Origin of the sequence: Rhodococcus sp. NPDC057014 (assembly GCF_042673295.1) — a bacterium.
Lineage (GTDB): Bacteria > Actinomycetota > Actinomycetes > Mycobacteriales > Mycobacteriaceae > Rhodococcus_F.
Genome location: NZ_JBHUSF010000090.1, coordinates 1 through 18,109 on the forward strand (window position 1 = coordinate 1; position 18,109 = coordinate 18,109).

Genomic DNA, 18,109 nt, shown 5'->3' on the forward strand with positions numbered 1-18,109 from the left:
GGCCTCGGCCACGCACGGCGCCATCAGGCGATGCCTATCTGACGGCGCGGATCACCACGATTTCCTCGAGCGTCTGGCCGACCTCGATGAGCCCTCGCCGCTCGAGCATCTCCCGCCGTTCGACGAGGACGGGTCCGAACGGGATCTCGGCCGTCGCGGCGACGTCGACCGTCATGTTCTGTTCCTCGAGCATCGTCAGCGTCTTCTCGACTCCGCTCAGGCCGGACTGCGCGAGCAGCAGAACCCCGCCGTCGACGAGAAGGTCGGGGGCCTGGAGGCAGATCCGGTCGAGCAGTGCGCGACCGTTCTTTCCCGCGTCCCAGGCGCGCGCCGGACCGCGGTCGGGCACGGTGTCGACGGGTGCCGGGACGTACGGCGGGTTGGACACGACGAGGTCGAACCGGTCTTCGCGGACGTGTTCGGTGAGGTCGCCGTGGATCACCCGGATCCGGTGCCCGCGGGCCAGTGCATTGAGCCGGATGCTGATCGCCGCCCGCCGCGACACGTCCACCGCTGTCACCCGGCCCGCTCCGGCGGCCGCGGCGGCCACGCTCAGCGCGCCGGTCCCGGCACACAGATCGAGTACCCGGGAGTGGGGACCGAGTGGCTCCGCCGCGAGGACACCGGCCAGCAACTGCGTATCGTGTTGCGGGCGATAGACTCCGGGAAGACGTAGCAGCATTGAAGACTCCTCGGTTGCCGGGCGCATCGGTGTCGACCAACCGAGTGCCACCGGGCGCTCACCGTGGACGCCGTGCGTCTGATTACCGAACAGTTACCCCACCCGCCGCACTGCCAATCACGCCGGCGGGTCCGACGGCCGCGGCGGCGATCCGGAAGACGCGCGGAACCCGAGGCGAACTGGCACGATCGACGGGTGACGTACACCGAGCAGTTGCGTGATCTCGCGGCCCGGCACGGGGTGGCGACGTCGTACCGGGGTTGGGATCAGCGGCATCACGACGTGGGCGACGACACGCTCCGCAGCGTCCTCGCCGCGCTCGACGTCCCCGCCGGAACGGAGGACGAGGTTCGGTGCGCCCTGTCCGAGCGCGACGTGGCGCCGTGGCGGCGGATGCTGCCGCCCGTCGTCGTCGGAACGGACGGATCCGAGACCCGTTTCGTGGTCCACGTCCCGCACGGGGAGGACGTGGACGTCACCATCGACACGGAGTCGGGCGGGACGGTCCGGGCCCGCCAACTCCAGGTGTGGGTCGATCCGCGGGAGGTCGACGGTGTTCTGGTGGGGCGCGCGACGTTCGCCGTGCCCTCCGAGGTTCCGTGCGGGTGGCACACGGTGCGGGCGTCCACCTCGGGCACCTCCTCGTCGTGCACCCTCGTGGTGACACCGGCGCGGTTGTCGACGTCCGATGCGCTGCGCGACCGCAGGCGCTGGGGTGTGCTCACCCAGTTGTACTCGATCCGGTCGCGTCGGTCCTGGGGTGTGGGGGATTTCGGCGACCTCGCGGATCTCGCGTCGATCTTCGGTTCCGTCCACGGCGCCGACTACGTTCTCGTCAATCCGCTGCATGCGGCGCAGCCCCGGCCACCGATCGAGGCGTCGCCGTACCTGCCGACCACCCGCCGGTATGTCAATCCGCTGTACGTCCGCGTCGAGGACATCCCGGAGGCGGCGTACCTGTCGACGCGACGCCATGCGCGGATGCGCGACGCCGCAACGCGATTCGCGCGGGCGAACGACCGCTCCGACCGGATAGCGCGCAACCCGTCGTACCGGGCCAAACTCCGGGTGCTCGAACGGATCTTCCGGGTCGAGCGCAGCCCGAGCAGGCAGCACGCGTTCGAGGTGTTCTGCCGCGTCGAGGGTGACGGGCTGCGGGATTTCGCGACGTGGTGTGCGCTCGCCGAGAAATTGCCGCCCGACGATCCCCGATGGCGGACGAAAGCGCAGGCGCCGGACAGTGACTGGGTGCAGGCGCAGCGGCGCAAGCTCGCGCCGCGGGTCGAGTTCTACTCGTGGCTGCAATGGGTGTGCGACGACCAGCTTTCCGCCGCACAGGCCGCGGCCCGCGAGGCGGGCATGGACATCGGGATCGTGCACGACCTGGCCGTCGGCGTGCAGCGCGGGGGTGCGGACGCGTGGTCGCTGGGAACGGCTCTGGCGGAGGGCATTACCGTCGGCGCTCCGCCCGACGACTTCAATCAGCAAGGCCAGCAGTGGAATCAGCCGCCGTGGCGGCCGGATCGACTGGCCGAACTGGGGTACGCCCCGTACCGCGATATGCTGCGCACCGTCCTGAAGCATGCGGGCGGTCTGCGGGTCGACCACATCCTGGGGCTGTTCCGGCTGTGGTGGATCCCCGCCGACGCGCAGACGCCTGCGGACGGAACGTACGTCACCTACGACCACGAGGCGCTCATCGGGATCCTCGCGCTCGAGGCGGAGCGGGCAGGTGCCGTCGTGATCGGCGAAGATCTCGGGGTATTCGAACCCGCCGTGCAGGACTACCTCGCCGAGCGCGGCATCCTCGGGACGTCGATCCTGTGGTTCGAGCACGACGGCGAGCGGCCGACGCCGCCGGAGGAGTACCGGACGCTGTGCCTGACATCCGTGACCACGCACGATCTTCCGCCGACCGCCGGGTACCTCGCCGGCGAGCACATCGAACTGCGGTCACGGCTCGGGCTCCTCGAACGGGACCTCGAACTCGAGAAGGAACACGACGCGCAGCAACGCGAGGCCGTCCTGCGACTGGCGCGCGACCGCGGATTGCTGGCGGAGGACGCGTCGATCCCCGACACGGTGAAGGCGCTGTACCGGCTGATCGGCCGGAGTCCGTCGCTGCTGTCGGGTGTCGCGCTCGCCGACCTGGTGGGGGAGTATCGCATCCAGAATCAGCCGGGCACCGACGCGACCCAGTACGCGAACTGGAAGATCCCGCTCGCCGACGCGTCCGGGCGCACCGTCCATGTCGAGGACCTGGCACACAGCGATTTCGGGTTCGTAGAAGACGTTCGCTGATCTGCGCTCAGGGTGCGAGGGCGCGCATCGCCAGGTCGACGACGGCGTCCGCGTGCTCGTGGGTGAGGGGATGGGCTCCGGACTGCCAGCGGTAGAACATCGGCGCCATGAACAACTCGAACGCCAGGGCGAGGTCGACGTCGGGTCGCACCTGCCCGGCGTCCTGCGCCGAGCGGAACCGCGCCGCGACGAACTCGAACTGCGGCCGGTAGATCCGTGCGACGATCTGTTCCCGCAGGGCTGGGTCCTGCAGCGATTCGATGGACAGCGCCCGGAACAGCGGTTCGACATCGGGGGACGTGAACTCGTCGACGGTCGCGCGGAGCACCAGTTTCATGTCCGCGGCGAGGTCACCGGTGTCGGGCAGGGCCAGGGCCTCCTGGGCGCCGGCCGCGTTCTGTTCGTGCAGGGCGTCCACGACGAGCGCGCCCTTGGACCGCCACCAGCGGTAGATGGTCTGTTTCCCGACCTTCGCGCGTGCGGCGATGCCTTCGATGCTGATCTTCGCGTAGGGCTGTTCGCGGATCAGCTCCTGAGTGGCCTGCAGGATCGCGCCGCGGGACCGTTCGGATCGGCGGGGATTGTCGGCGGACGGCATGAACGGATCCTAGACCAGACGAGACGTATCGTCTTGACTCGTCTGTGGTCCGGTGCCATCATGTAACGAGACGGACCGTTCCGTCTCGGAAAGGATCAAGATGACCCGCTCACACATCGCCATGGTCAGCATCCCGGCGCCGGGGCACGTCAACCCCAGCCTGGAGATTCTCCGAGAACTCGTCGGGCGCGGGCACCGCGTCACGTACGCCAACGACGCCGCGGTGAAGGACGTCGTCGAGAGCACCGGGGCAGAATTCAAGGAGTACGCCTCGACGTTGCCGCGCGTGAACACCGCGGGCGCGGCGGACGAGTCCGGAAAGTCCTGGGACGGCGACACCATCGATCACCTCACCCTGTTCCAGGCCGAGTACGAGTCGATGCTGCCGCAACTGCGGAGACTGTACGAGGACGACCGCCCCGACCTGTTCCTCTACGACATCGCGGGAGGCCCCGCCCGCGTCCTCGCCGAGGAATGGAACGTGCCGATCGTGCAACTGTCGCCGACGTACGTCGCCTGGGAGGGCTACGAGGACGACATGAAGTCGTTCGTGGACACCATGCGGGCCGACCCGCGCGGTGCCGCGCTGTACGAGCGGCAGGGGAAACTGCTGCGGGACAACGGGGTCGCGACCGACCCGGACGAGTTCTACGGGCGCCCGGCCCGGGCGGTGGTGCTGATCGCGAAATCGATGCAGCCCCACGCCGACCGGGTCGACGAGGACGTCTACACATTCGTCGGACCGGCGCTGCCCACCCGGCGGCCCGCCGAAGGCCGGTGGGAGCGTCCGGCGGGCGCGCACAAGGTGCTGCTCGTCTCGCTCGGCACCGCGTTCACCGATCACGCCGACTTCTACCGCCGCTGCATCGAGGCGTTCGGCGACCTCGACGGCTGGCACGTCGTCCTGCAGATCGGGCAACACGTCGACGTCGGTGAACTCGGCGCCGTGCCCGGCAACGTCGAAGTCCACCGCTGGGTGCCGCAGTTCGACATCCTGGGGCAGGCCGACGCGTTCCTCACCCACGCAGGCATGGGCGGGTCCAGCGAGGGCATGTTCACGGGGACCCCGATGATCGCCGCGCCGCAGGCCACCGACCAGTTCGAGAACGCCGACGCGCTCGTCGCCGCGGGAGTGGCGGTGCGCGTGGACAGTTCGGACGTCTCCGCGGCCGAACTGCGGGACGCGCTCGCCCGGGTCGACGCCGAACCGGTCCGTCGCCGCAGCGCGGAACTCGCCGCCGAGTTGCGTTCTGCCGGTGGCGTGGACGCCGCCGTCCGGGTCATTGAGGAGTTCCTGTGAAGCCGCGAAACGTGTCGGTGGTCACGGCTACTGTGCGGGCATGGCACTCACACTCGGCATGATCACGTTCGACACCACCGATCCGGGGCCGCTCGCGAACTGGTGGGCGAAGCAGACGGCAGGCACGGTCGAGCAGGAGAACGACGGCTGGTTCTACGTCGTCGCCCTCCCGGATTCCGCGCAGAAGCTGGCGTTCCAGAAGGTCGACGATCCCACTCCGGGGAAGAACCGCATCCACCTCGACCTGGCGTCCGAAGATCTCGACGGCGAGGTCGGCAGGCTGAGTGCCGACGGCGCGACGGAGGTCGGGCGGCACGAGATGGGCGATTTCCGATGGGTCACTCTCGCCGATCCCGACGGCAACCAGTTCTGCGTCTCGGGTCCCCACCCGTGACAGCGGGTCCTGCATGATTGACCCATGTCTTCCACCACGTGGGCCGACGCCCAGGGACTCTGCACCTTCGTCGATGCCTCACCGTCGCCGTTCCATGTGTGCGCGACGGTGTCGATGTTGCTGACCGGCAGCGGTTTCGCCGAGTTGCACGAGACCGACTCGTGGCCCGGCGAGCCCGGCCGGTACTTCCTGGTGCGCGGCGGATCCCTCATCGCCTGGAGCACCGAGGGGATGGGCCGGACGGCGCCGTTCCGCATCGTCGGCGGGCACACCGACAGCCCGAACCTGCGCGTCAAGCAGCACCCCGACCTCTCGTCGGCGGGGTGGCAGCTGGTGGGCCTCGAACCGTACGGCGGCGCGTGGCTCAACTCGTGGCTCGACCGCGACCTGGGCATCTCCGGGCGACTGAGCGTGCGGGCAGGCAACGCTGTGGAGGAGAAGCTCGTCCGCGTCGACGAACCGATCCTGCGCGTCCCGCAACTGGCCATCCACCTGTCCGAGGACCGCAAGGGCGTGCACCTCGATCCGCAGCGTCACCTCAACGGCGTGTGGGGCGTGGGTGCCGACCGCCGGTCGTTCATCGACTTCGTCGCCGAGCGGGCGGAGGTTCCTGCCGACGCGGTGCTCGGGTGGGAACTGATGACTCACGATCTCGCGCCCAGCGCCCTGGTCGGAACCGAACAGGACCTCGTCAGCGCGCCGCGGCTCGACAACCAGGGCACCTGCTACGCGGGCACCCAGGCGCTGCTCGCGGCGGCCGAGAATCCCGGGGATCGGGTGCCGGTGCTCGCGCTGTTCGATCACGAGGAGGTGGGGAGCATGTCCGATCGGGGCGCGTTCTCCGATCTCCTGAGCACCGTGCTCGAACGCATCGTCCTCGGCCGCGGCGGTGGTCGCGAAGAATTCCTGCAGACGATGGCCGGGTCGATCTGCGCGTCCGGGGACATGGCGCACGCGACCCACCCCAACTACCCGGACCGGCACGAGCCCGCCCACCACATCGCCGTCAACGGGGGACCGGTGCTCAAGGTCAACCAGAACCTGCGCTACGCCACCGACGCGGCCGGGGCCGGGGCGTTCGCGCTCGCCTGCGATCAGGCCGGTGTGCCGCTGCAGCGGTACGTGCACCGGTCCGATCTGCCGTGCGGTTCGACCATCGGCCCGATCACCGCGTCCAGGACGGGGCTGAGCACCGTCGACGTCGGCGCCGCGCAGCTCGGAATGCATTCCTCGCGGGAGCTGATGGGCGCCCGTGACGTGCGGGCCTATTCCGACGCCCTTGCGGCCTTCCTCACACCGACGGCGTGACGGGGAGGGGGCGAGGAGCGCCAGGTCGGTGCCGGAACGAGCCGCCGGATAGACTGACGTACGGCTCGTCGCCACCCGGCTTGCGCCGACCGTGACTCCCGGCTTGCCTCTCTTGACTCCCGTAGGGAAGGGACCCCACCTCCAGTGTCAGCACACCCGGTCGATACCGTCACCGCCGCCACCGCGACCCCCGACGTCGCACAGCCTTTCAAGGAGCTGGGTCTCAAGGACGACGAGTACGCCCGCATCAAGGAGATCCTGGGCCGGCGCCCCACCGAGGCCGAGCTCGCGATGTACTCGGTGATGTGGAGTGAGCACTGCTCCTACAAGTCGTCCAAGGTGCACCTGAGGTACTTCGGTGAGACCACGACCGACGAGATGCGGTCCTCGATGCTCGCGGGCATCGGCGAGAACGCCGGCGTCGTCGACATCGGCGACGGCTGGGCGGTCACGTTCAAGGTCGAGAGCCACAACCACCCCTCCTACGTGGAGCCCTACCAGGGCGCGGCCACCGGCGTCGGCGGCATCGTCCGCGACATCATGGCCATGGGCGCGCGGCCCATCGCCGTGATGGACCAGCTGCGTTTCGGTGCTGCGGATGCCCCCGACACCCGTCGCGTCGTCGACGGTGTGGTGCGCGGTGTCGGCGGCTACGGCAACTCGCTCGGCCTCCCCAACATCGGCGGCGAGACCGTCTTCGACGAGTCGTACGCCGGTAACCCCCTGGTCAACGCCCTGTGCGCCGGCACGATGCGCGTCGAGGACCTGCACCTCGCGTTCGCGTCCGGCGCCGGCAACAAGATCATCCTGTTCGGTGCGCGCACCGGCCTCGACGGCATCGGCGGCGTGTCCGTGCTGGCGTCGGAGACGTTCGACGGCGACGAAAGTGGGGACGAACACGAAGCCGAAGGCGGAGCTGGAGCATCGAAAAGCCGGAAGAAGCTGCCGGCGGTGCAGGTGGGTGACCCGTTCACCGAGAAGGTGCTCATCGAGTGCTGTCTCGAGCTGTACGCCGCGAAGCTGGTGGTCGGCATCCAGGACCTGGGCGGGGCCGGGCTGTCCTGCGCCACGTCCGAGCTGGCCGCGGCCGGCGACGGCGGCATGCACATCAACCTCGAGCAGGTCCCGATGCGAGCCACCGGCATGACCGCCGCCGAGGTGCTCTCCAGCGAGTCGCAGGAACGCATGTGCGCGGTCGTCACCCCGGAGAACGTGGACGCGTTCATGGAGGTCTGCAAGAAGTGGGACGTGCTCGCCACCGTCATCGGTGAGGTCACCGACGGTGAGCGGCTGACGATCTCCTGGCACGGCGAGACCGTCGTCGATGTGCCGCCGCGCACCGTCGCGCACGAGGGCCCGGTGTACGAGCGCCCGGTGCAGCGTCCCGCGAGCCAGGACGCGCTGGTCGCGAATACCACCGCCGGCCTGACGCGCCCGGAGTCCGCCGAGGAGCTGAAGGCGACGCTGCTGAAGATGCTTGCGTCCCCGGCTCTGTGCAGCCGCAAGTGGATCACCGAGCAGTACGACCGGTACGTGCGCGGCAACACCGTCCTGGCCGAGAACGCCGACTCCGGGGTGATCCGGGTCGACGAGAAGACGGGCCGCGGCATCGCGCTCGCCACCGACGCGTCCGGCCGCTACACCGCGCTGGATCCGTACGCCGGTGCGCAGCTGGCGCTCGCGGAGGCGTTCCGCAACGTCGCCGTCACCGGCGCCACTCCCAAGGCCGTCAGTAACTGCCTGAACTTCGGGTCCCCGGAGGACCCGGGCGTGATGTGGCAGTTCCAGCAGGCGGTCCGCGGTCTGGCGGACGGCTGCGCGGCGCTGGGTATCCCGGTCACCGGCGGCAATGTCAGCTTCTACAACCAGACCGGGTCGACCGCGATCCTGCCGACCCCGGTGGTGGCGGTGCTCGGTGTCATCGACGACGTGCACCGGCGCATCCCGACCGGTCTCGGGCTGGAACCGGGCGAGACGCTGATCCTGCTCGGCGAGACCCGCGACGAGTTCGACGGGTCCATCTGGTCGCAGGTCGAGCACGGCCACCTCGGCGGCGTCCCGCCGAAGGTCGACCTCGCCCGGGAGCAGTTGCTGGCCGACATCCTGCTGGCGGCGTCCCGCGACGGTCTGGTGTCGGCGGCGCACGACCTGTCCGAGGGGGGTCTGGCGCAGGCCGTCGTCGAGGCCGCGCTGGCCGGGGAGACGGGCTGCCGGATCCTGCTTCCCGAGGACGCGGATCCGTTCGTGACGCTGTTCTCGGAGTCGTCGGGCCGGGTGCTGGTCGCGGTTCCGCGTACCGAGGAAACTCGCTTTACCGGTATGTGCACGGCCCGTAATCTGCCGTGGGTGCGTATCGGTGTGGTGGACGAGGGGTCCGATTCCGTCGAGGTCCAGGGCCAGTTCTCGGTCTCGCTGGCCGAGCTGCGTACGACGTTCGAGGGAACTCTGCCGGCATTGTTCGGGTGATGAATGGTCGAATCGGGGGCATTGGAGAGGGTTGACAGGGGGCCGCGGGAACTCTCGCGGCTAGTCGATCCTGCACTCCTCCACGGTCCCCGGCTCGACCGGACCTGGCGTTTCCTTCGCCTCGACTTCACCGGTATCGCGTTCGCGACGCTGTTCTTCTGCTGGTCGCTGACGCCGTCGCTGCTGCCCCGCGACTGGTTGTTCCAGGGGCTGATCGGCGGCATCAACGCCGCGATCGGGTATGCGGTGGGTACCGCGATCGGCTGGCTGGCCCGCCGCTACGTCCTGAAGAACCGGTCGTGGTGGCCGCTGCCGGAACCGTGGTCGACCGGCCTGCGCGTGCTCGTGACGGTGACGTGCGTGGTCGTCAGCCTCGTGATGCTCGCGTACTCCGCGGCGTGGCAGCGGGAACTCGCCGCGCTGATGGGGGCGGAGGGCACCACCACCACCGGCTACATCCGCACGGGCGGTCTGAGCCTGCTCGTGGGTGCGGCGGTCATCTCGGTGTGGCGACTGGCCCGCGAACTGGTGCGGTGGATCGCGGGACGACTCATCCGGCGATGGCACCTCGCGATCCCGACGGCCACCACCGTCGGCATCCTCATCGTGACGGTGCTGTTCTTCCTGCTCGTCGACGGTGTCCTGATGCGCGGCGTCTACGCCGCGACGAATGCGGCGTTCAGTCTGCAGAATTCGACGACCCGCGACGGTGTCGAACAGCCGCTCGATCCGGAGAAGTCGGGCAGCCCGGAGTCGCTGGCGCCCTGGGACACCCTCGGCTACGAGGGCCGGAACTTCGTGTCCCGCGGCCTCGACGCCGACGAACTCACGGCGGCCAACGGCACCCCGGCGAAGGATCCGATCCGGGTCTACGCCGGACTCGAGACCGCCGAGGACCCTGACGAACGCATGGACATCGTCATCGACGAACTCGAGCGGACCGGCGCGTTCGCCCGCAAGGTCCTCGTCGTCATCCCCACCACCGGCACGGGCTGGGTCAATCCCACTGCGGCGCAGGCGATCGAGTTGGTCCACAACGGCGACACAGCATTGGTGGCGAGCCAGTACTCGTTCCTGCCGAGCTGGATCTCGTTCCTCGCAGACCGGGAGAAGGCCGCCGAGGCGGGAAAGATGCTGATCGACCGGGTGCACGAACGGTGGTTGCAGGAACCCGAGGAAACCCGCCCCAAGCTGCTCGTCTACGGCGAAAGTCTCGGCACCCAGGCCGGCGAGGGCGCCTTCGACACGCTGAGCGACATCCGGCAGACCGTCGACGGCGTGCTGTGGGTCGGGCCGCCCAACTCGAACCGGCTGTGGGGTCAGCTGGTTCAGCGCCGCGACCCCGGCACTCCCGAGGTCGACCCCGAGTACGCGGCGGGTCTGGTGGTGCGGTTCGCCGACGACTCCGCCGACATGGTCGAAGACCCGGGGGAGTGGTTGTCGCCGCGCATCCTGTACGTCCAGCACCCGTCCGATCCCGTCGTGTGGTGGTCGCCCGACCTCGCGTTCACCCGCCCCGACTGGTTGAAGGAACCGCCGGGCGACGATCGTTCGCCGTCGATGAAATGGTTTCCGTTCGTGACGTTCTGGCAGGTGTCCGCCGACCTCACGAATGCCGCCGGCGTGCCGGACGGGCACGGCCACAATTACGGGACCCTCGTCCTCGACGGCTGGATCACCGTCGCGCAGCCCGAGGGGTGGACGCCCGCCGACACCGAACGCGTCCGGTCCACCCTCGAATCCCTCGCCGGGACGGAGGGTCCGGAGAAGTGACCAGGCTCGCCTCCGTGGCCGGTGCGGCGGCGGCCGTGCTGTGGAACAACGTGGTGCTGCCCGGTTCGGGGCTCGGCCCGTACGGGCGGGCCGTCGCGGGCGGCGTACTCGGGCTGTCGGTGGTGGGCGCCGCCAGGGCGGCGGGGTACGGCGTCGACGAACTCGGGCTGTCCGCGCCGGCGGTGCGGACCGGGCTGCGGTACGGCGCGGTGGCGTCGGTGATCCCGCTCGGCGGATACGCGATCGCGCTGAGCGTGCCCGCCGCGCGCAGGCGGATTCCGACCGGCGACCGCGCCACCGATGTCGCCGGCTGGGTGGGGTTCCGGATCCCCGTGGGGACCGTCGCGCACGAGGAACTGCTGTTCCGCAGCGTCCTGTCCGCGATGCTGCGCCGGGGCTGGACACCCACCATCGCGTACGCCCTGCACGCCGTGGCGTTCGGGCTGTGGCACGTGCGTGCGGCCCGGATCGCCGGTGACCCGATCGGCGCGAGCGTGCTGCTCACCGGTTCCTCCGCGTGGCTGTTCGAGTGGTTGCGCCGGCGCAGCGGCAGCGTCGTAGCCCCTGCACTGCTGCATCTTTCGGTCAACGTCGGCGGGGTGGTGGTCGCCGAGGCCGCGCGGGACCGCGCAGTAGATTGAGCGTATGCCGTCGCGTCGAGCCGTAGATCCCGCCGAACTGAGAGCCGCCGTACTCGACGTCGGACCGTGGTTGCGCGGCGACACCGAGGAGAAGCCGTCCCGCACCCGGCTGGCCGCGGCGGTCCGGCTCAGCGCACGGACGCTCGAGCAGGTGGCACCCGGTTCGAGCGTGGAGGTCCGGGTTCCCCCGTTCGTCGCGGTCCAGTGCATCGAGGGTCCCCGGCACACCCGCGGCACCCCGCCCAACGTCGTGGAGACGGATCCGCGGACGTGGCTGCTGCTGGTGACGGGACTACTGGATTTCGACGGCGCGACGTCCGGCGGCGAGGTGTCGGTGTCGGGGAGCCGTGCCGGGGAGATCGCCCACTGGCTGCCGCTGCTGCGCGTGTAGTCACCCCGGCCACCGCGCACCAGCCGTTGCGGGCTTCCCTCCGCGCTGGGGCGTCCCGATCACGCCGCGGCTGCCGGACCGAAACTGGTCCATTTTCGGCCGGTGATCCGGGAGTCGGACCGGTTCGATCGGCACCGTGGGCGAAGCTGCGGCGCGGGGCACGTAGACTGACCTTGCCCCTCACACGCCCATCCCCAGGGAGCACCCCGGTGACCAGAGCCGATCTGTCGGTCCACAGTCCTAATCTTCTCTCTTCGAACCCGTCCGACGAGGACGAGAACGAGCCCCGCGAAGAATGCGGAGTCTTCGGCGTCTGGGCGCCGGGAGAGGATGTGGCGAAACTCACCTACTACGGGCTTTATGCCCTGCAGCACCGTGGTCAGGAAGCGGCGGGCATCGCCGTCGCCGACGGTTCGCAGGTGCTGGTCTTCAAGGACCTCGGGTTGGTCAGCCAGGTGTTCGACGAGCAGACCCTGGCAGCGATGCCGGGCCACGTCGCCGTCGGTCACTGTCGCTACTCCACCACGGGCTCGACCACGTGGGAGAACGCGCAGCCGATCTTCCGCACCACCGCGGCGGGCAGCGGCATCGCCCTCGGCCACAACGGCAACCTCGTCAACACGGCGGAACTGGCGCAGCGCGCCCGTGCGGCGGGCCTCGTCAACGACAAGCGCCCCGGCGGCGCCACGTCCGACTCGGACGTCGTCGGCGCCCTCCTCGCGCACGCCGCCGCGGACAGCACCATCGAGCAGGCGGCCATGACGCTGCTGCCGACGCTGCGCGGCGCGTTCTGCCTCACGTTCATGGACGAGCACACGCTCTACGCGGCGCGTGACCCGCACGGCATCCGCCCCCTGTGCCTCGGACGACTGGACCGCGGCTGGGTGGTGGCCAGCGAGACGGCCGCACTCGACATCGTCGGCGCGTCGTTCGTCCGCGACATCGAACCCGGCGAACTCCTCGCCATCGACGCCGACGGCGTCCGCTCCTCCCGCTTCGCGAACCCCGAGCCCAAGGGCTGCGTGTTCGAGTACGTGTACCTGGCGCGTCCGGACAGCGTCATCGGCGGACGTTCGGTGCACTCGACCCGCGTCGAGATCGGTCGTCGCCTCGCCACCGAGCACCCCGCCGAGGGCGACCTCGTCATCCCGGTCCCCGAATCGGGCACTCCCGCCGCGGTCGGGTACGCGCAGGGGTCGGGCATTCCGTACGGCCAGGGTCTGATGAAGAACGCCTACGTGGGCCGCACCTTCATCCAGCCCTCGCAGACGATCCGCCAGCTCGGTATCCGCCTCAAACTCAACCCGCTGAAGGAAGTCATCCGCGGCAAGCGCCTCGTGGTGGTGGACGATTCGATCGTCCGCGGCAACACCCAGCGCGCGCTCATCCGGATGCTCCGCGAGGCAGGCGCCCTGGAGATCCACGTCCGGATCGCGTCGCCGCCGGTCAAGTGGCCCTGCTTCTACGGCATCGACTTCGCCTCCCCGGCCGAGTTGATCGCCAACGGTGCGGGCGGCAGCGGCGAGCCCGGCAGCTTCGACGAGATGCTCGAAGGGGTGCGCCGCTCCATCGGCGCCGACACCCTCGGCTACATCTCCATCGACGGCATGATCGCGGCCACCGAACAGCCGGCGTCACGACTGTGCGCGGCCTGCTTCGACGGCACGTACCCCATCGCGCTCCCGACGGAGACGTCGATCGGAAAGAACGTTCTCGAGGGAATGCTCGAGAGCGCGGCAGGCGGTCCCGCGACGCGGGAGAACGACAACGCGAACGCCCTCAGTCGGCCGTAGGCCGGTACATCGGGAGCCGGCCGGAGAACGTACTCCGGTACCGTAAGGACGCAATCACAGCACTCGATTGCCCGACCGACACGATTTTGACGAGCAACAGAAGGCTGGAGTAACAACCACATGACCGAGGATCCGACAAGTCGCCCTGGCGCGTCCTACGCCGCCGCAGGAGTGGACATCGCCGCAGGCGATCGGGCGGTGGAACTCTTCGCTCCCTTGGCCAAGCGCGCCAGCCGTCCCGAGGTTCTCGGTGGTCTCGGTGGATTCGCGGGACTGTTCTCGCTCAAGGGTGACTACAAGGAGCCGCTGCTCGCGGCGTCCACGGACGGTGTGGGCACCAAGCTCGCCGTCGCCCAGGCACTCGACAAGCACGACACCGTGGGCCTCGACCTGGTCGCGATGGTCGTCGACGACCTCGTCGTCTGCGGCGCCGAGCCGCTGTTCCTGCAGGACTACATCGCCGTCGGGCGGGTCGTCCCGGAGCGGGTCGCCGAACTCGTCAGCGGCATCGCCGAAGGCTGCATCCAGGCCGGGTGCGCGCTGCTCGGTGGCGAGACGGCCGAGCACCCCGGCGTGATGGCGGACGGCGACTACGACCTGTCCGCGACCGGTGTCGGCGTGGTCGAGGCCGATCAGGTGCTGGGCCCCGACCGGGTCCGTCCCGGCGACGTCGTGATCGCGATGGGTTCGTCCGGTCTGCATTCCAACGGTTACTCGCTGGCCCGCAAGGTGCTGCTCGAGATCGATCACATGAGCCTGACGGCGCACGTCGACGAGTTCGGCCGCACCCTGGGTGAGGAGATGCTCGAGCCCACGAAGATCTACGCCAAGGACTGCCTGGCGCTGGCCGCCGAGACCGACGTGCGCACGTTCTGCCACGTCACCGGTGGTGGACTGGCCAACAACCTCGCGCGGGTCATGCCGAAGGGCCTGGTTGCCGAACTCGACCGCGGCACGTGGAGCCCCGCTCCGATCTTCGCGATGATCGCGCAGCGCGGACGCGTTGAGCGGGCCGAGATGGAGCAGACGTTCAACATGGGCGTCGGCATGGTCGCGATCGTGGCGCCCGAGGACGTCGATCGTGCACTGGCCGTCCTGACGGCGCGGCACATCGACTGCTGGACGCTGGGCAGCATCAAGAAGTCGCACGACGTGTCCGCCGAGCGCGCGATTCTCGCCGGCGATCACCCGAGGTTCTGAGGGTCGGACGCCGTCGGTCGGAACGGGGCGAGCTAGTGGCCCCGACCGGCTGAAGATGTGGAAATGAGGGGGAGCCGGTATCGGCTCCCCCTCATTTCTGTGTCTTCAGATCTCAGCGCCGCCAGTCGTCGTCGTCCTCCCGGGAGTGACCCTCCCTGTCGGCACGCTGGTCAGCGAAGACCTCGTCCCGATGCGAGTTGGACGACCCACCTGAGAGCTCTCGTTGCAGGCTGTCAAAATCCGTGGTCGGTACGCTGTACTTCAGCTCGCGTGCAACCTTGGTCTGCTTTGCCTTAGCCCGGCCGCGGCCCATGGCTGACCCCCTCGCGCTTTCGCGGGGCGGCCTGGGGAATTTGGCGGCCCCGTTTGAGTGTGTAAGTTCCTGCCCCACACTCTAGCGTGGAAAAGTCCCTCGCGCTTCCATCCACACCCCGAACAGGTGTCTGTTTAGTCTCATCGAGGTCGCGAGCTGCCCCGATGCCGGTATTTCGACTTCAGAACACTCCCGGAATTGCCCGGACCGTCCCCACCCGGACGCCGCCGCCGAGCACGGGCTGCGATGCGAGGGCCGCCAGATCCTCGGTCCATTCGGCGCCCATCCGGTGGAGAAGTGCTGCGGCGAGGGGCAACCGGGCCCGTTCGTGACCGTCGTCGATCTTCAGCGCGAACGCCGAGCCGTCGGGGAGAGCGCCCGCGTAGACCCCGTCGGCGCCGGCCTTCGTCATCAGCCCGGGTACGACCGGCATCAGGCGCGCGTCGTCCTTTCCGGTACCCGAGACGAGATAGGGGTGCTCGCGGACGGCGTCGGCGACGGCGAGTTCGGGGGATCCGGGTTCGGCGGTGACGAGCCGCGCGAACGCCCGCGCCAGGTGCGTCAGCGACAGCGGGACGATCGGCAGCCCGCATCCGTCGATGCCGAGTTCGGCGTCGACGTCGCCGCTGATCGAGCCGAGTGTCTCGACCACCGCGAGTTGCAGGGGATGCGTCGGCTCCAGGTAGCTGTCCAGGGGCCAGTCGGCGGTCAGGCAGGTGGCCAGCATCGCCGCGTGCTTGCCGGAGCAATTCATGTACACGGGGCGGGGGAGTTCTCCGGCGGCCAGCAGTTCGGCCCGGGCGAGCTCGTTGGAGGGTAGATCCGCGGGGCACCGGAGCTGATCCTCGTCGAGGCCGTACCGGGCGAGCAGCCGCTCGACGAGTTCGATGTGGTCCGACTCGCCCTCGTGGGATGCGGTCGCGATCGCGAGTTCTTCGGAACTGGTCGGTTCGAAGCCGTTCCTCAGCATCGTCACGGCCTGCCACGGCTTGTTCGACGACCGCGGGTAGATCGGCGTGTGCACCTCGCCGAGGGCGAGCGCGATCTCGCCGTCCGCGCTCAGAATCACCGCCGAACCGCGGTGGACGCACTCACGGAATCCGGAACGGACGACCTCGACCAGTTCGATGCTCAATACGTGACCTGCACTTCCAGTCCGGCGATCCGTCGGCGGGCCTTGTCCGCGACGGTCGGAGCGAGGTTCTCCTGCTGTTCGAGTAGAGCCACGAATTGTTCCGGGTCGCGGCCGGTGAACAGATCGCGGACGGTGACGCCGTGCCCGGGCACGTGGATGCGGTGGACGGCGTCGCCTGCGGTGATCGACCCCTCGGTCACCACCCGCAGGTAGGCGCCCGTGTCGCCGCGTTCGGAGAACCGCTTGACCCACCGCGGCTCGGCGGCCCACACGCCGAACGTGCCGCACGGTGTTCGCGGGCCGGACACCTCCAGTTCGGTGGAGCCGATCCGCCAGCGCTCGCCGATCACGGCGTCGCTCGCGGCGATGCCGTCCAGGCGGAGGTTCTCGCCGAACCATCCCGGGGGCAGTTCCCGGCCGAGTTCCGTCGCCCAGCGCTGTGCCTCGTCCTCCTGGTACGCGTAGACGGCCTTGAACGGCCCGCCGTGGTATTCGGTGTCGCAGACACGGTCGCCGGCCAGTCCGGCGGTCGTGACGGACACCGGGCCGTCGACGGGTCGCTTGTCGATCGCCGTGCGGGTCACCCGCCGGGTGCCGCTGTCGCGTTCGGTGTGCAGCACGCAGACGGCCAGCACCTCGCCGGCCGCCGCGGTCGTCCCGCTCACCGGCCGCGGAGCCGGTCGACGGCGGCGCGGCCCGCCTGGACCGCGTCGTCGACGGGTACGGAGTCGGGGTCGATGGACGCCGCGCACGGGCCGGTCACCAATTCGGTGTCGGTGGGGACGGACCGTTTGACGAGGGCCAGCGCGATGGGGCCGAGTTCGTGGTGGTCGATCACCGTGCCGATCCGTCCGACCGCGCGGCCGCCCGCCGTCACCGGGTCACCCGGTTCCGGCCTGCCCTCGGCGCTGCCGTCGAGGTGCAGCAGGACCAGGTGCCGCGGCGGTTTGCCGAGGTTGTGGACGCGGGCGACGGTCTCCTGACCGCGGTAGCAGCCCTTCTCGAGGTGGACGGCGCCGTGCTCGGCGGGACCGCCGATCCAGCGGACCTCGTGCGGGATGGTGCGGTCGTCGGTGTCGAGCCCGATCCGGGGACGCACGGCAGCCACCCGGAGTGCCTCGAACGCCCACGTTCCGGCGGGGGCGGCGCCGGCGGAGGTGAGCCGGCCCCACCACGTCGCGAGGCCTTCCCGCGGGACCAGCAGGTCGAAGGAGTCGGCGGTCGGCCACGGCATGCGGCGGACGAAACCGCCGCCGGCCACTGCGGCCGCGGCATACGGCTCGGCGGGCACGGCGACCCCGGCGGCGTCGAGGACGGCCGTGGCGTCGGGGCCGATCACACTGAGGACGGCGAGTTCGTTGCCGTCGCGGGGCTCGGCCTTGGACCAGAACACCATTTTGGTGAGGAACGAGAGAAGGTCGGGTCCGCGGTCGGCTTCGGTGTCGATCCAGGTGACGCCGTCGAGGTCGGTCTGGACGAAGTGGTGTTCGACGCGGCCGTTGACGTCGAGGCTGAGGTTCTCGGCGCTCGAGCCGTCGGCGAGCGCGGCGACGTGCTGGCTGGAGATGGTGTGCAGCCAGGTGAGTCGTTCGGGTCCGCTGATCGCGATGACGAACCGGTGGGAGCGGTCGACGACCACCGCGGAACGCTCGGCGCTGCGTTGTTCGCCGAGCGGATCGCCGTGGTGCCAGGCGACGCCGGCGTCGGGGGAGCCTTCGGGCGCGGGGACCGCACCAGGGGCCGTGACGAGTGGACTGGGTGAGACGGGCAGTTTGTCGACCACGAACCCAGTCTAGGGACCATGGACCTCGGGT

General features: G+C 69.7%; 16 protein-coding genes. 10 read left to right on the plus strand and 6 right to left on the minus strand.

The window, feature by feature from the left end:
- Positions 1 to 34: 34 nt before the first annotated feature.
- Positions 35 to 682 carry a HemK2/MTQ2 family protein methyltransferase gene (locus ACFTZB_RS19185; protein WP_378433542.1) on the minus strand — a complete coding sequence of 216 codons (648 nt, stop codon included), beginning with the start codon at positions 680 to 682 and terminating at the stop codon, positions 35 to 37.
- Positions 683 to 877: 195 nt separating this feature from the next.
- Here ACFTZB_RS19185 and malQ point away from each other — a divergent pair, with 195 nt between their 5' ends.
- Positions 878 to 2,983 (plus strand): 4-alpha-glucanotransferase, encoded by a 2,106-nt coding sequence (gene malQ, locus ACFTZB_RS19190; RefSeq protein WP_378433543.1) that lies wholly within the window; start codon positions 878 to 880, stop codon positions 2,981 to 2,983.
- A 7-nt stretch (positions 2,984 to 2,990) separates the two neighbouring features.
- Here malQ and ACFTZB_RS19195 read toward each other — a convergent pair whose 3' ends face one another.
- Entirely contained in the window at positions 2,991 to 3,581 is a 591-nt protein-coding gene (locus ACFTZB_RS19195; RefSeq protein WP_378433544.1) for a TetR/AcrR family transcriptional regulator, read from the minus strand.
- A gap of 100 nt (positions 3,582 to 3,681) precedes the next feature.
- Between ACFTZB_RS19195 and ACFTZB_RS19200 the strand changes: the two genes are divergently transcribed.
- From ACFTZB_RS19200 to purM, 9 genes are all read left to right on the plus strand, one after another.
- On the plus strand, positions 3,682 to 4,881 hold the full coding sequence (locus ACFTZB_RS19200; RefSeq protein WP_378433545.1) for a macrolide family glycosyltransferase: 1,200 nt from the start codon (positions 3,682 to 3,684) through the stop codon (positions 4,879 to 4,881).
- A gap of 40 nt (positions 4,882 to 4,921) precedes the next feature.
- Positions 4,922 to 5,275: a VOC family protein gene (locus tag ACFTZB_RS19205; protein ID WP_378433546.1), complete on the plus strand. Its 354-nt coding sequence runs from the start codon at positions 4,922 to 4,924 to the stop codon at positions 5,273 to 5,275.
- 24 nt (positions 5,276 to 5,299) lie between these two features.
- Positions 5,300 to 6,583, plus strand: a complete 1,284-nt coding sequence (locus ACFTZB_RS19210; protein WP_378433547.1) for a M18 family aminopeptidase — start codon at positions 5,300 to 5,302, stop codon at positions 6,581 to 6,583.
- Between the two features lie 144 nt (positions 6,584 to 6,727).
- Positions 6,728 to 9,049, plus strand: coding sequence for a phosphoribosylformylglycinamidine synthase subunit PurL (gene purL / locus ACFTZB_RS19215; protein ID WP_378433548.1), 2,322 nt, complete (start codon positions 6,728 to 6,730; stop codon positions 9,047 to 9,049).
- Between the two features lie 3 nt (positions 9,050 to 9,052).
- A complete protein-coding gene (locus tag ACFTZB_RS19220; RefSeq protein ID WP_378433549.1) occupies positions 9,053 to 10,822 on the plus strand; it encodes an alpha/beta hydrolase in 1,770 nt (589 codons plus the stop codon).
- Entirely contained in the window at positions 10,819 to 11,463 is a 645-nt protein-coding gene (locus ACFTZB_RS19225; RefSeq protein WP_378433550.1) for a CPBP family intramembrane glutamic endopeptidase, read from the plus strand. Before ACFTZB_RS19220 ends, ACFTZB_RS19225 begins: the two co-directional genes overlap by 4 nt.
- A 4-nt stretch (positions 11,464 to 11,467) precedes the next feature.
- On the plus strand, positions 11,468 to 11,854 hold the full coding sequence (locus ACFTZB_RS19230; RefSeq protein ID WP_378433551.1) for a sterol carrier family protein: 387 nt from the start codon (positions 11,468 to 11,470) through the stop codon (positions 11,852 to 11,854).
- A 209-nt stretch (positions 11,855 to 12,063) separates the two neighbouring features.
- Positions 12,064 to 13,647 (plus strand): amidophosphoribosyltransferase, encoded by a 1,584-nt coding sequence (gene purF, locus ACFTZB_RS19235; RefSeq protein WP_378433552.1) that lies wholly within the window; start codon positions 12,064 to 12,066, stop codon positions 13,645 to 13,647.
- A gap of 120 nt (positions 13,648 to 13,767) precedes the next feature.
- Positions 13,768 to 14,847, plus strand: coding sequence for a phosphoribosylformylglycinamidine cyclo-ligase (gene purM / locus ACFTZB_RS19240; protein ID WP_005244377.1), 1,080 nt, complete (start codon positions 13,768 to 13,770; stop codon positions 14,845 to 14,847).
- A gap of 112 nt (positions 14,848 to 14,959) precedes the next feature.
- Here the strand turns inward: purM and ACFTZB_RS19245 are convergent, their stop codons facing one another.
- From ACFTZB_RS19245 to ACFTZB_RS19260, 4 genes are all read right to left on the minus strand, one after another.
- On the minus strand, positions 14,960 to 15,160 hold the full coding sequence (locus tag ACFTZB_RS19245; protein WP_005244376.1) for a DUF3073 domain-containing protein: 201 nt from the start codon (positions 15,158 to 15,160) through the stop codon (positions 14,960 to 14,962).
- A 181-nt stretch (positions 15,161 to 15,341) separates the two neighbouring features.
- Entirely contained in the window at positions 15,342 to 16,295 is a 954-nt protein-coding gene (locus tag ACFTZB_RS19250) for an asparaginase (RefSeq protein ID WP_378433553.1), read from the minus strand.
- Positions 16,292 to 16,960 (minus strand): MOSC domain-containing protein, encoded by a 669-nt coding sequence (locus ACFTZB_RS19255; RefSeq protein ID WP_378433554.1) that lies wholly within the window; start codon positions 16,958 to 16,960, stop codon positions 16,292 to 16,294. Before ACFTZB_RS19255 ends, ACFTZB_RS19250 begins: the two co-directional genes overlap by 4 nt.
- Positions 16,957 to 18,078: a YgfZ/GcvT domain-containing protein gene (locus tag ACFTZB_RS19260; RefSeq protein WP_378433555.1), complete on the minus strand. Its 1,122-nt coding sequence runs from the start codon at positions 18,076 to 18,078 to the stop codon at positions 16,957 to 16,959. The genes ACFTZB_RS19255 and ACFTZB_RS19260 overlap by 4 nt, the downstream gene beginning before the upstream one ends.
- Positions 18,079 to 18,109 lie beyond the last annotated feature (31 nt).